The sequence below is a fragment of the Rhodoferax sp. RT4P68 genome (assembly GCF_056521305.1).
The window spans coordinates 217,944-230,347 of the sequence record NZ_JBWMBB010000011.1; the positions used below are offsets into that span (position 1 = coordinate 217,944).

13 protein-coding genes are annotated in these 12,404 nt (G+C 65.1%); 4 read left to right on the forward strand and 9 right to left on the reverse strand.

Annotation, left to right across the window (positions count from 1 at the left end; translation table 11 throughout):
- On the reverse strand, positions 1 to 912 hold the full coding sequence (locus AC099J_RS22700; RefSeq protein ID WP_479617562.1) for a substrate binding domain-containing protein: 912 nt from the start codon (positions 910 to 912) through the stop codon (positions 1 to 3).
- A gap of 138 nt (positions 913 to 1,050) precedes the next feature.
- On the opposite strand from AC099J_RS22700, the gene AC099J_RS22705 reads away from it, so the two are divergent.
- From AC099J_RS22705 to AC099J_RS22720, 4 genes are all read left to right on the forward strand, one after another.
- Positions 1,051 to 2,022, forward strand: a complete 972-nt coding sequence (locus AC099J_RS22705) for a Bug family tripartite tricarboxylate transporter substrate binding protein (RefSeq protein ID WP_479617563.1) — start codon at positions 1,051 to 1,053, stop codon at positions 2,020 to 2,022.
- Between the two features lies 1 nt (position 2,023).
- Complete coding sequence (locus tag AC099J_RS22710; RefSeq protein WP_479617564.1) at positions 2,024 to 2,926, forward strand: alpha/beta fold hydrolase; 903 nt, start codon at positions 2,024 to 2,026, stop codon at positions 2,924 to 2,926.
- The gene (locus AC099J_RS22715; protein ID WP_479617565.1) at positions 2,923 to 3,285 is read left to right on the forward strand and encodes a hypothetical protein; all 363 of its coding nucleotides are present in this window, start codon (positions 2,923 to 2,925) and stop codon (positions 3,283 to 3,285) included. The genes AC099J_RS22710 and AC099J_RS22715 overlap by 4 nt, the downstream gene beginning before the upstream one ends.
- Before the next feature lie 535 nt (positions 3,286 to 3,820).
- Positions 3,821 to 4,057: a hypothetical protein gene (locus AC099J_RS22720; protein WP_479617566.1), complete on the forward strand. Its 237-nt coding sequence runs from the start codon at positions 3,821 to 3,823 to the stop codon at positions 4,055 to 4,057.
- Between the two features lie 824 nt (positions 4,058 to 4,881).
- Here the strand turns inward: AC099J_RS22720 and AC099J_RS22725 are convergent.
- From AC099J_RS22725 to AC099J_RS22760, 8 genes are all read right to left on the reverse strand, one after another.
- Positions 4,882 to 5,103: a hypothetical protein gene (locus AC099J_RS22725; RefSeq protein WP_479617567.1), complete on the reverse strand. Its 222-nt coding sequence runs from the start codon at positions 5,101 to 5,103 to the stop codon at positions 4,882 to 4,884.
- Positions 5,100 to 6,707 carry an IS66 family transposase gene (gene tnpC / locus AC099J_RS22730; RefSeq protein WP_479617568.1) on the reverse strand — a complete coding sequence of 536 codons (1,608 nt, stop codon included), beginning with the start codon at positions 6,705 to 6,707 and terminating at the stop codon, positions 5,100 to 5,102. Before tnpC ends, AC099J_RS22725 begins: the two co-directional genes overlap by 4 nt.
- A 105-nt stretch (positions 6,708 to 6,812) precedes the next feature.
- Positions 6,813 to 7,103, reverse strand: coding sequence for an IS66 family insertion sequence element accessory protein TnpB (tnpB, locus tag AC099J_RS22735; protein WP_479617569.1), 291 nt, complete (start codon positions 7,101 to 7,103; stop codon positions 6,813 to 6,815).
- Positions 7,104 to 7,142: 39 nt separating this feature from the next.
- Complete coding sequence (gene tnpA, locus AC099J_RS22740; RefSeq protein WP_479617570.1) at positions 7,143 to 7,532, reverse strand: IS66-like element accessory protein TnpA; 390 nt, start codon at positions 7,530 to 7,532, stop codon at positions 7,143 to 7,145.
- 1,114 nt (positions 7,533 to 8,646) lie between these two features.
- Positions 8,647 to 10,041 (reverse strand): MFS transporter, encoded by a 1,395-nt coding sequence (locus tag AC099J_RS22745; RefSeq protein WP_479617571.1) that lies wholly within the window; start codon positions 10,039 to 10,041, stop codon positions 8,647 to 8,649.
- 40 nt (positions 10,042 to 10,081) lie between these two features.
- Positions 10,082 to 10,819, reverse strand: a complete 738-nt coding sequence (locus AC099J_RS22750; RefSeq protein WP_479617572.1) for a fumarylacetoacetate hydrolase family protein — start codon at positions 10,817 to 10,819, stop codon at positions 10,082 to 10,084.
- Positions 10,816 to 11,322 carry a VOC family protein gene (locus tag AC099J_RS22755; RefSeq protein ID WP_479617573.1) on the reverse strand — a complete coding sequence of 169 codons (507 nt, stop codon included), beginning with the start codon at positions 11,320 to 11,322 and terminating at the stop codon, positions 10,816 to 10,818. The genes AC099J_RS22750 and AC099J_RS22755 overlap by 4 nt, the downstream gene beginning before the upstream one ends.
- A gap of 23 nt (positions 11,323 to 11,345) precedes the next feature.
- Complete coding sequence (locus AC099J_RS22760; protein ID WP_479617574.1) at positions 11,346 to 12,395, reverse strand: CDP-6-deoxy-delta-3,4-glucoseen reductase; 1,050 nt, start codon at positions 12,393 to 12,395, stop codon at positions 11,346 to 11,348.
- Positions 12,396 to 12,404 lie beyond the last annotated feature (9 nt).

Below are 12,404 nucleotides of genomic sequence, written 5' to 3' on the forward strand. Positions count from 1 at the left end.
TCAGGCACGTCGGGGTGGAAGCCCCCCGGATAGAACGGCTGCAACATACTCGATGTAGAGATTCACTTTGGGAGGCGCATTGCGCCCATGCGGAGCCAGGACCGCGGCGATCGTCTGCGGCTCGCCGGCCCAGTCGTTCAGCAGCACCCGCAGCTGCCCGGTCGCCACCAGATGGCGGGCGGCGACTTCGAACGGCCGCGCCAGGCCGCACCCGCTCAACGCCGCGTCCACCAGTCCAACGCCGTCGCGTGACACCACACGGACCGGCACATCGACGTCGCAAGTTTCGCATGCCTTCGAGAAGCTCCATCGTGTGTTCGGGGCTTCGTCGCGGCGCGCATAGACCACCGCGCAGTGCTGCGTCAGCTCGCTCGGGTGACGCGGCTCGGCGCGTGCGGCCAGGTACGCTGGCGCCGCGCAGACGATGGGCCGCGTCGAGCCAAGCGGGCGTGCGATCAAGCTGGAATCGGCCAGCGCTCCAATGTGCAGGACCAGGTCCAGGCCATCGTCGACCACCGCGGCAGCGGCATTGGTGATCACGGTTTCGACCTTCAGATCGGACTGCCTGTCGAGGAAGGGCTTCAGCGTCGTCATCATTGCGTAGCGCAACCCCGGATGCAGGCCGATCCGCAGCGTGCCGCGCGCCTGCACGCCTCCACGGCGACCGGTGCTTTCAGCGACGTCGATGTCCGATAGGATCTGCCGGCACTGGTCGTAGTACACCGAACCGTCCGCGGTCAGCGACAGGCCCCGGGTCGAGCGGTTCAGCAGCGAGAACCCAAGCTCTTTCTCCAGCGCAGAGATCACCTTGCTCAAGGCCGAGGGCACAACCTCCAGCGCCTGCGCAGCGGCCGCGAAGCTCCTGGCCTCGACCGCACGGCAGAAGAAGGTCATCGCGCGAAGCTTGTCCATCGCATCCTCCTGGCGTGGCGCCCACGACCGGTTCCGCAGCGGCACGGGTGAAATTCCGGCAGCCGCCTTTCGGATGGCCAACGCTGCCACTAGCCTACGTACGCTGGTCCTTGCCATCCAGCCCGAAAGGAGACTGTCATGATTCGACGCAATGTGCTACGCGCGCTTTCACTTGGCGCCCTGGGGGCCATCGGCCGCGATGCGCGGCCCCAGGCCTACCCGAGCCGGCCCATCACCCTGCTGGTCGGTGGCGCGCCTGGCAGTGTGCCCGATATGATGATCCGGCCCATCGCACAGCGGTTGTCGGCAGCGCTCGGCCAACCCGTCGTCGTGGAGAACCGGCCCGGCGCTGCGGGCAGCGTAGCGATGACAGCGCTGGTGCACAGCGCCGCAGACGGCCATACGCTGGCGCTCGCGACGATGTCGCAGGCCGTGTTTAACGCCTATCTGTTCGCCAAGCTGGCCTACGACCCGCTGCGCGATCTGGAGCCCGTCGCACTGCTCGTCTCGGGGGCGATGGCCTTGGTCGCGCACCCGTCGTTTCCGGCAAGCTCGCTGGGCGAGTTCGTCACCTTGGCGAAGGCGCAGCCGGGCAGGTACTTCGTCGCAATCCCGCAGTCCGGTTCGCCGCCGCACATCGTCGCGCTGTTGCTGAACCGCGCGACGGGAATCGACGTGACGATGGTGCCGCACAAGTCGGGCAGCGATGCAGTGAACGCAGTCGTCTCTGGCGAAATCGCCCTGCTGGTCGATGCGCCGACGATCGTCACGAATCACGTCCGGGCCGGCAGATTGAAGGCCTTGGCGGTCACTGGCCGCCACCGTGAGCCCTCACTACCCGAGAGCCCGACCGCAAGGGAAGCCGGATTTGACCTCCAGGGCGAGGCATGGATCGGGCTGGTTGCGCCGCGCGGCACGCCGGCCTTTGTCGTGCAGCGCCTCAGTCGCGAGGTGAGCACCATCCTCACGGAGCCGGAGATGACGGCGTCGATGGCCAATCTGGGTTTTCGGACGATGACTTCGACGCCGCAGGACTTCCGCACCTTGGTTCAGGACGAACACAGGAAGTGGTCCGAGTTGATCCGCGACGCCGGATTGAAGATCGAATGAGATGCACGTACGCGGCGACGTCTCCGACGGCTCCGGCCCTTCGGCGCTGGTGCGGGTGCTGCGCATCGACGGCATCGAGCTGCACTACACGGACGAAGGCAGTGGCGCCACCGTCATCCTGCTGCATGGCGGCATGGGCGATCTGTCGTCTTGGACGCATCATGTTCGAGCGCTGTCGCCACACTATCGGGTCGTCAGCTACAGCCGCCGCCGAAGCCACCCGAACCGAAACGGCAACGCGCCCTGCCTGCGCTTCGCCGACTGCTTGAACGAGGACATCGCCGACCTGCTCGCGCTGCAGGCCAGACTCCATGCGGGCCGGGCGCACTTGCTCGGCACCTCCTATGGCGCGTTGGTGGCGCTGGCGGTCGCCTTGCGTGCGCCGGACAAGGTCGCCAGCTTGGTGCTGGCCGAACCGCCGCTGCATCGTTGGGCACGCACCAGCGCAGGCGGCGAGCAACTGTTTGGTGCGTTCATGCAGGACGTGTGGCAGGCCGCGGCGCAAGCGTTCCGTCGAGGGATGCAGCGCCGTGCCATGCAGTTGCTGGCGGACGGGATGTGGGGGCGGCCGATGTTCCAGACATGGCCTGAAGAGCGCATCACGGCGGTGATGCGCAATGCACACGCCATGAAGGCGCTGACCCAGTCGCGCGACCCTTTTCCAAACGTGGCTAGGTCTGCGGTGGCAAGTCTGGCGGTGCCGACCTTGCTGGTGCAAGGAGACCAAACAAGCGCGCTGCATCGTCAAGTGATGACCGAACTGGGTGACGTGATGCGCGATGCGGTGCGAGCAACCATCTCGTTGGCCGGCCACGGCTCGCCGAATGAGAACCCGGCCGGCTTCGAGGAGGCGGTCGTCCACTTTTTTAATGCGATTCGGCGCGCTGACGGTGAGACGCGGTGAACGTCGCCTCGGAAACTATCAGAGACTGGGCATTGGCGGGCGAGCCGTTCGCATGGGTCCTGGCCGGCGTACTGGTCGCTTCACTGTTCATCATCTTCAACGCTGTGCGCGTGTTTCTCTACATTCCACAGATCGTTACTTGCTGGACAGACACTCAGGGTTGCAGGGCTGTCAACCTCTACACATGGACCGGTTGGATGATCGCCAACGCTTCGACCGGGCTCTACATGTGGATGTTCCAGTCAGACGTCCTCGGTTTGTGCCTAAACCTTGGGAATGCGTTGATGTGCGCAGTGACGGTGGCAGTCACTCTGATCAAGCGAAAACAGCATTACCGCGACCAATCGGCAGCTGAATAAAATCGCTGGCTTTGGGATGGCAAGGCAAGTGCAGCACACTGTGCTGAGGCAAAGCTTTTTTTGCGCCAAATGCTCATCGAGCTGGGCGAGGGTTTGCGTAGTGCAGCAAAACAGCAGCGCACTGGACCACGCCGCTTTCGAATTCGCTGGGGTCCGCGAAGTCGAGGACGATGGGCCGAGGCGTTGTCCCAAAAGTTGCCATTGCGGCTCATGCTGGCGATCAGGCCGTGCTGGGCCGATACGTCGGGGTGTCCAGTTGCTGGGGGGTCTTGCGGCTCTTGACATCGCGCTGCTGCCCGGGTTGGTTCGGCTGCGACAGATTTTGGCAGTGGAATTCGTCAGGGCGCAGCATCCACATGGCGGTGCAGTGGATGCGGCGGCCGCGTGCGGATCCTGCCCCCTGGGCAGGCAGGGATCGCACCCTGGCGCCACGATGTGGCCCGGCGCTCCCGCTGCGGCAGGTCCTTCGGGCCGTTCCTGTTGCAAAAGGCCGGTCACGAATGTAGGATTAGTCTTACAAATTGAACAAGTCCGTATGCCCACAGACCTTCTAAAGGCCCTCGAGCACGCCAAGTTTCCTCTGGTAGTGAGGGGCCGGTATGAAATGGATTGTCTGCGTGTGCTGGAAGCGGCAGAGCTTGTAGAAGTCGTCTTCACACATCATCCGGACGATGGCGCTGAGGTTGCGATGATCCTGCACATCACGCCGATGGGACGGGCAGAGATCGAGCGCTGTCGACATGACGCCGCGCAGAGCCAAGGTGATGTGTGAAGGACCCGTGGGCAATCGGACCGTGCGTCAATGCCATGTAGTCGTGCCGAGACGACCAGACCAAACACCAACGACTCCCGAGAAGCTATGCCTGGCTACCTGCTGGTGCGCGACACCGACAACGCAATTCACGTACTGGATGACGACTGCGACGGCCACGGCTTGGCCTCTCGCCGCGAGCGGCACGGCAACCCGAGAGCATGATTGACCCTGCACCGATGGAGCTAGATGCTCACGGGCGACCTGCCGGGCGTGGCGCTTCGCGGTGGTGTCAAGCGGGATGGCCAGTTCAACGGTGCCATGCCGGCCGACGACAAGCCGTTCAACCAAATCCCCACCCAACGCAAGGTAGGCCCTGCGCGGCGGTCTGGTCTTAGGCTGGCTCGATCTTGAGATCGGCGATGCCACCGCCTATTGGGCAGCGGCTTAACCACGTGCTCAAAGGCATCCTGGCGACGGGCAAGACGGAGAAAACGTCCGCGTCGAGAGCATGCTCAGTCTGCTGGTCAAGTGAGCCGAACAGTCCGCCAATCTGGTCTAGCTGCGACAGCCCGACCTGGCAGGGACTGGCCAGAACGCCAGACCAAAGCGTCGGTATCAGGTGTAGCGCCTCGACCGCATGGTTGTCGAGCTACCAGGGTTAAATGCGCCATCCGATGGGATCGCCTCAAGCCATTTTGTCCCCTGCGTTGCGCTTGCGAGTGCCGGCAGACTCCTTTGCAGACGTCTAGCGGTCGGCAGCTGAGCGTGATGCGGAGGCTTTTCCTCCAAATTTGCCCCCTTTTCGTTAGCGTCCAGGCACGCCGTCTTGACAGCGCCGTTCTTCAGCCGCCGTTGACTTCATCGACCACGGTGCCGTCGTCGTAGTAGCGGCCGAGCGCGCGGTCCAGCCGCCGGAGCAAGGCGTTCAGCGTCTCGCCGTCGCGGCGCGCGAGCATCGCCAGGCAGTTGTGGCCGTCGGCAGCAGTCGCCGCGCAGCCCACCCCATGGAGGTCCCCGACCGTGATCTCGCCGCCGTCATCGATCAGCGCTTCGATGTGCTTCATGCCGGTGCTGTTGCCTGCGGCTTTGGTGCCGACCACCGGTGAGGCAGCAACTCGTCGATGCGGTGGTTCGGATGGCCCTGCAGCCGCTCGAGCACGTCCTTGAGGTAGACCCACGGATCATGGCCGTGCAGCTTGGCCGACTGCACCAGGCTCATGACCACGGCCGCGCGCTGACCGGCCATCTCGCTGCCCGCAAAGAGCCATGCCTTGCGCCCCATCGCCCAGGGCCGCATCAGGTTCTCGATGTGGTTGTTGTCCACGCTGACAGCACCGTCGAGGAGGAAGCGCCCGAGCGCACTCCAGCGTTTGAGGCTGTAGTCCAGTGCGCCGGCGATGCCGCTGCCGTCGGGCACCCGGGTGCGCTCGTGCCGCATCCACGCATGCAGCTCGTCCCACACGGGCCGGGCGTGCAGCAGGCGATGCGCCAGCCTGGCCCGCGCGAGCATCCCGCGCGTCTGGGCCTCGATCTGGTAGAGCCTGGCGATGCGCCCCACCGCCTGCGCTGCCACGGGACTGGCATGGGCCTTGGCCAGTTCGTCGAACTTGCGCCGCGCGTGCGCCAGGCAGCCCGCCTCGATACAGCCTTCTCGTTTGAAGACGGCAGCGTAGCCGCCGTAGTCGTCACAGGTGAGCGTGCCGCGCCAGCCGGTGAGGAACTGCATCGGGTACTTGGCGCCACGTCCTGCGCAGAAGTCGTAGACGACGCCGGCCAGGGCGTCGTGCTCGCCGCGCGCATAGGCCCACACGTAGGCCTTGGCGGTCTTGCCCGCGCCGGGCACCAGCATCCTGACCGGCGTCTCGTCGGCGTGCAGCACAGGCGCACTCAGGATGAAGGCGCGGTGCGCCTCGTACAAAGGCATCAGGCTGGCACCGCCCGCACCCGACCAGGACGCCAGCGTGGAGCGCGGGGTGTGCACGCCCGAGCGCGCGTTGACGGCCTCTTGCCGGTAGTACGGCAGGTGGTCCACGAAGCGCGCCACCAGCGTGTGCGCGATGAGGCCAGCGCTGGGCATGCCCTTGTCGATGATCTGCGGCTCCACCGGCTCTTGCACGAGTTGCTGGCAGCACTTGCAGACCCACTTGCCGCGGATGTGCCGATGCACGAAGAACTCGGCGGGGACGATGTCCAGCCGCTCGCTCACGTCCTCGCCGATGCGCACCATCGGCTGGCCGCACGCGGGCGTGGGGCAGTGGGTGTTCTCGGGCTCGTGGCGGTGCTCGACGCGGCGCAGGTGCTCGGGCAGCTTCTCGCGCCGGGGCTGGCGCTTGGGCAGCGGTGGCGGGGCCGGTGCGGTGTCGCCCTGCAGCGTCTGCAGTTGGGCTTGCAGGTCCGCTTCGTCCTCGGCCAGCGTGTCCTCGAACATCTGGCGCTGCTCGGCGTTCATCGCCTCGGTCTTCGCACCGAACTTCCACGCCTTCAGGCGCGCCAGCTCGAAGGTGATGCGCTCGATCTTGGCGTCCTTGAACTTGATCTCGCTGTCGCGCCGTGCCAGCTGATCGTCCTTGGCGGCCAGTTGTGCCAGCAGCGCCGTGGCCAACTGCACTGCGGCATCGTGGCTCAGGCCTTGGAGGTCCTGGGCTTGGAGGGCACGCACGTCGAGCATGCGGCCATTGTGGGCACCAGCGTTGTACCCGTCATCGGGGGATCATCGGATTGCCTGGCGCACAGGCCTTCCCAGGCCGTGCGCCAGGGCGAGGTCACACGTGCGTCAAACGTGTGTGATGACCTGCGCTTGGACCAGGCTCTGCCATGGCAGGCCCAGCACGAGGGCATCGAACTGCGCCTGTGTGAGCGCAGGCACCAGGCCGCGCGTGGCACCGGGCCACACGAAGCGGCCCTGGTTCAGCCGCCGCGTGGCGCACCATACGCCGAAGCCGTCGTGCACGAGCAGCTTGATGCGTGTTCCACGCGCGTTGGCGAACAGGTAGCCGTGGTGCGCCTGGGCCGCGCCGAACACCTGCACGACGCGGGCCAGCAGCCGGTCGGTGCCCGCGCGCATGTCCAGCGGCGGCCGCCAGCCACATGGCGTCGATGCGGATCACCGCAGCAACTCGCGCATCCAGGCCGCGCACGCGCCGGCGGCCTCGCTTGGCCAGGTCACGGTGATCGCCGTGGCACCGCGGCGCAGTTCGATGCGGATGTCCGGCGCGCTCAAGGCATTCGGCGCGGGCAACTGCACGGGAACGAAGGCCGCTGCGTTGCCTTCGCGCCTGGGCGTCGCGAGGGCAGCAGCGCCAACGCCATCGCGCTGCATCTCGGCCTCGCGCACCCAGCGGCGCGGCAGGTTGGCGTTGATGCCATGGGCCATCGCCACCGCGGCCATCGAGATCCCCGGCTGCATGCACGCTGCGACTGCGTTGGCCTTGAATTCGTCGCTGTGCAGGCGACGGCGCCGCCGTGCGAGGGGCTGATCGGAGATAGTGTTCACGTGTCCACCAAGAGTTGAGGTGGACACGAGCGTCCTTTGGTGCCAGCACCAATTCAAGATGGGATGGCTGGCCGCTTACCCCTTTTCGAGAACACGCGTTGTTCTCTGGGCCGCCGCGGCCGGACCCGCTGGCATCGCCACCGCCAGACTCTAGCTGCGCTAGCCCACCGGTCAGGTTTTGCAGCGCACCCTTGATGGCGGCGTACGCGACGAGCGTTGGGTTCGGTTTGTCCGCGTTGGTCGGCCATCACCCAGGGGAGCGCTGTTCGCCATGCGGTCCGACGCCACCGCGCTCCACGCCGCGGTTCGCGAGTTCCTCCGGCAGTTGATGTCTTGCCCTGAGGCGCGGGACGTCTGAAATCTGCGGACCCGCCTTAGACGCCACCTAACGCGAGGGCAGGTCAATCACGCCAATGGATCTTTCTGATCGGCCCACACGCCCTGAGCATCAACGCCGTGCTGCTGACCAACCAGCGCGCACTGCGCATCTTCCCGGCCTGGTGGTCGAAGACTGGACCGAGAACCTCGATAGGGAAGGGCGCCACCTGAGTGTCTGCGGGTGGGCAATAGCTACATGATAAGTACAGCTATCTATGTGGTGTTTTCAGTTTTGGTCAGACTGTTACGGTTAAACATGTGCTTGGCAGTGGCTCAGCCGTTGATCGGAAGTAGGGCGGCTTGCACCACTCAAAAGTCAACGCAAGTGGCCGACGCTAGGTGTTCATTCGGGTCCGGGCCTTGAACAGCTTGCTTGCGCGAGTTGCGCCGGTGACAGTTTGGTTTGCGGCCGCGTTTGGGCATTCCTTCGGATCTGGAAGGTCGCAAGTACCACTGCTGTGGCGCTACTTCGTGCGCGGCGACCATCTGGAGTGGTCAGACTGGTGGGTGAGCGCCGGGATATGGCGACGAATGGGCACCGAGTTCGATGCAGACTGAAGGCGCGCGGATTGCCTCGACGAAGTGCCGGCCGGGAACGACCTGTCTAGGCGTCATCCCGCACGTGCGCCAGTGGGTGCTATCGGAGTCCATCCCGCTGCCCCCGCTGCTGGCCGCGCATGCCAACGCTGCCCTGCGCAGTGGCGCCAACGACCGCCAGGCACTGGCGCAACTGTGCCTAGCGACCGCTTGGAGCCGGTTGACCGGCCGCGCCGGCCGCGCCGGCCGCGCCGGCCGCGCCGGCCGCGGCCGGCGCGGGTGTGTGCTCTATCCGGTTGCGCAGCACGATCGCCAAAACCGTCATCAACAGCGAGGGGCCGGCCGCGGCCAGGAACAGTTCCGACAGCGACCATTGAAGGCTCAGCAGGTAGCCGCCGACGACGGGGCCGACGATAGAGCCCAAGCGTCCGATACCTGACGTCCAGCCGATACCGGTGGAGCGCAACGCGGTGGGGTAGTAGTTGGCCGCCATTGCCACCAAGGTAGATTGGGTGCCGACAACGCCGATACCGGTGATGAAGATCAATGCGATCACAGTCGGGAACGAAGACGTGAACTGACCGATGCAAGCGACTGCCACCGTTGCTGCCACCAGCGCCGGCAGCAACGAACGGCCGAAACCGAAGCGTTGGCTGAAGAGACCCAGCACGATCGCACCGACCAGCCCGCCTGCTTGCAACGAAGTACCTCCGAGCACCGCGGACACGTTGGAGTGGCCAGCCTGGCTCATCAGCAGCGGCAGCCAGTTGGCCAGGAAGTAAAGTACGAGCAAATCAAGGAACGAGATGCCCCACAGGAGCAGCGTAGGGACTGCCCGCCCGTTCGCGAACAACTGCAGTACCGGTTGTCCCTCCGCCGGCTTCTCGGCGACAACCAGGTTCGCCTTGGCCGGTGTCCTGGGGTCGATTTGGCGCAGCCAACGCAGCACGCGATCGGCGTTGCGTCCGTTCACGATTAAGAACCGTGACGACTCGGGCAACCACAACCACATCGCGAGCGCGATCAGCAAGGGCAGTACCCCGCCCGTAACGAACACGGCCCGCCAGCCGAACGCGGGGATGATCGCAGCCGACAGCAAGCCGCCCAGCATGGCTCCGAGGATGAACTGCGCTGCGACCACCATCGTGACCGAAATGCGCGAGCGCGCGGGCATGTATTCAGCTGCCAGTGCAATTGCGTTGGGAATGATGGCGCCCATGCCCAAGCCGGTCAAGAACCGCAGGACCAGCAGCTGCTCGACCGTGTTGGCTCGGGCAGTCAGTAAGGTGAACAGGCCGATCGCCAGCATGCCAAGCAGCAGCACCGGACGCCGGCCCACCTTGTCTGCCACGACACTCAGCACGACCGAGCCAAGGAACATGCCGACTAGGCCTACGCCGAACACGGGCCCGAGCAGCGTTCGGTCGATCCCCCACTCCTTGACGAGCGCAGGCGCGACATAGCTCATTGCCTGCACGTCGAAGCCATCGATGATCAGGCAGAGCCCGCAGAGCAGCACAAGGTTGAAGTGGAAGGGTCGTATCGGGCTGCGGTCGATCAGCTCGGACACGTTGACGGTTGGCGTGGAAGTCATGGTTTTTGGCTCCTGGTTTTATCGATAGGGCTTGGCATCGCTACTCGATGCGGATGGAGAACTCGCCGAGTTGTTCGATCCAATGCTTGACGACGTCGCCTGACTTGAGGAAGGACTTCCGTGCCATTCCGACACCAGCAGGCGTTCCAGTGAGAATCACGTCGCCCGGCAGCAGCGTGATCCGCGACGACAGGTGTTCGATCTGCTCGCCGATCGAGAAGATCATCTGGTTCGTGTTCGAGTCCTGCTTCAGTTCGCCGTTGACCCACAGCTTCATCGCCAGGTTCATCGGGTCGTCGACCAGGCGGCTGGGTGTGATTGCCGGACCCATCGGGCATGAGCCGTCGAAGGACTTTTGCCCGATCCAGTCCCATTTGAACGGCGAGTTATCGGGCACGCCTGCGCGCGCCATGGCATCGCGCGCGGACAGATCGTTAGCCACCGTATAGCCCGCCACGTAGTCGAGCGCTTCGGCCGCCCACACGTTCTTGGCGGCCCGCCCGATGACCACTGCCAGCTCGAGCTCCCAGTCAAGCATTGCCGAGCCGCCCGGCAAAGTGACGACGGCGTCAGGGCCGGTCACGCTGCTGCCGGTGGCTTTCAGGCAATGCCAGGGCTTGAGCCCCGAGGCCTTCGGCTCCGCATCCAAGTCCAGGCCCAGCACGGCGCGCATCTCCTGGACATGGTCGCGGTAGTTGGCGCCGGCAAAGTAGATGTTGCGGGGGTCCGGCAAGAGCGCCATCGCCCCGGCCTGCGGCCATGCCAAAGCGTCGCTCATTGCGGTACTCCTGCGGCGCGCGGCACCACCACGTCCATCGAGAAGCGGTCACCGAAATCGAACATGTCGTCGTGCTGGAATCCGTCGTAGTACTGCAGCTCCCACCAGTTGTGGTCCAAGTCTTCGATATAGAACGAGTAGACACCGTGTTGGAGTTGGATGTCAGTGACCTGACGAATGCCATAGACGTCCTTGTTCTCGAGGGCCGCCGCGTGCGCGGCGTCCACTTCTTCCCGGGTCGCCAGGTCCAGCCCCCAGTGATTGAGAAGCGTGGTGGGATGCAGGTGGTCACCCACCTCGACACAGACGATGTGAAACCGCAGCCCGCAGCGGATCACCATCGCCGGCTGCGCGTGCCGAATGCATTCGAGCCCGAGGAACTTCTCGTAGAACTTACGTGATGCACTCAGGCTGTAGCACTCGAGCGTGCCATGCGACATCACATAGGGCTTCACGACCGACTGGTTGTTGGGTGTCGCTACGCTGGCAGGTTGGGGAATCAAGGTTCGTCTCCTGAAGGTGAAGTTCAGACATTGGCCGGCGGGCTGGCGACGCCCGCCCTTTCTTTGGCCGTGAGGAATGAATCAGCGAAGAACTCGTCGGCCGGCAGGCCGCACGATGCGATGAAGTCGCGCCTGGCGACGTCCACCACCACCGGTGCGCCGCAGACGTAGGCCTGCATCGCCGACATGTCGGGAAAGTCCTCGATCGCGGCCCGATGCACGAATCCGCCGCGGCCGGTCCACGCGCATTCGGGGGTCGGGTCGGACAGGACGGGCGTAAAGCTGACATGCGTATGCTGGTCGGCCCAGCGGCGCGCGTGGTCGAGCATGTAGAGGTCGCGTCGCGTCCGGCCACCCCAGTAGACATGCATGGGCCGGTCGGCCTTGCGCCGCAGGGCGTCTTCGACGATCGACTTGATCGGCGCGAACCCGGTTCCGCTGGCCAGCAGCAGCATGGGCTTGTCGGAGTCGCGCGCGAAGAAGGTTCCCAGCGGCGCCTCGAACTTCAGCACGTCGCGTTCTCTCAGTGCGGTGAAGACGCGGTCGGTGAACTTACCGCCGGGCACGTGCCGGATGTGCAGCTCGATGTGCGGCAGTTCGAGCGGGTCGGGGGGGATGGCTATCGAGTAGTTGCGCGTCTCGCCATCGGGGAGCTGGATCGCGACATACTGGCCGGCCAGGAAGCGCATGTTCTCGTTCATCGGCATGCGCAGCGTGAGCGCCATGACATCCGGGGCGAGCCGCTCCAGTTTCACGACGCGCGCCGGATACTGCTTGGGCTGGGTCGCGGCGCCCTCCAGTTCGGCCACCTCTATCACCAAGTTCGAGCGCGCCTTTGCGCTGCAGATCAGCGCGTACCCTTGCGCGCGTTCAAGTGCCGGCAAGTACGCGTCGAAGACGTAACCCTGGTCGATCTCGCCTTCGAGCACCCGAACCTTGCACGTGCGGCAGACGCCGGTGCGGCAGCTGTACGGCAGGCCATGACCGGCCGCCAGTCCCGCCTGCAACACGCTTTGCGATTCGTCAACCTGATAGCGGTGGCCGCTGGGACGAAGGACAACCTCGAAACTCATGTCGATACT

Bases quoted from the DNA above. Each gene is read 5' to 3' on its own strand.
- AC099J_RS22700 (WP_479617562.1), bottom strand. From the start codon at position 912: ATGGACAAGCTTCGCGCGATGACCTTCTTCTGCCGTGCGGTCGAGGCC.
- AC099J_RS22705 (WP_479617563.1), top strand. From the start codon at position 1,051: ATGATTCGACGCAATGTGCTACGCGCGCTTTCACTTGGCGCCCTGGGG.
- AC099J_RS22710 (WP_479617564.1), top strand. From the start codon at position 2,024: ATGCACGTACGCGGCGACGTCTCCGACGGCTCCGGCCCTTCGGCGCTG.
- AC099J_RS22720 (WP_479617566.1), top strand. From the start codon at position 3,821: ATGCCCACAGACCTTCTAAAGGCCCTCGAGCACGCCAAGTTTCCTCTG.
- AC099J_RS22725 (WP_479617567.1), bottom strand. From the start codon at position 5,103: ATGAAGCACATCGAAGCGCTGATCGATGACGGCGGCGAGATCACGGTC.
- tnpC (WP_479617568.1), bottom strand. From the start codon at position 6,707: ATGCTCGACGTGCGTGCCCTCCAAGCCCAGGACCTCCAAGGCCTGAGC.
- tnpB (WP_479617569.1), bottom strand. From the start codon at position 7,103: ATGCGCGCGGGCACCGACCGGCTGCTGGCCCGCGTCGTGCAGGTGTTC.
- AC099J_RS22745 (WP_479617571.1), bottom strand. From the start codon at position 10,041: ATGACTTCCACGCCAACCGTCAACGTGTCCGAGCTGATCGACCGCAGC.
- AC099J_RS22750 (WP_479617572.1), bottom strand. From the start codon at position 10,819: ATGAGCGACGCTTTGGCATGGCCGCAGGCCGGGGCGATGGCGCTCTTG.
- AC099J_RS22760 (WP_479617574.1), bottom strand. From the start codon at position 12,395: ATGAGTTTCGAGGTTGTCCTTCGTCCCAGCGGCCACCGCTATCAGGTT.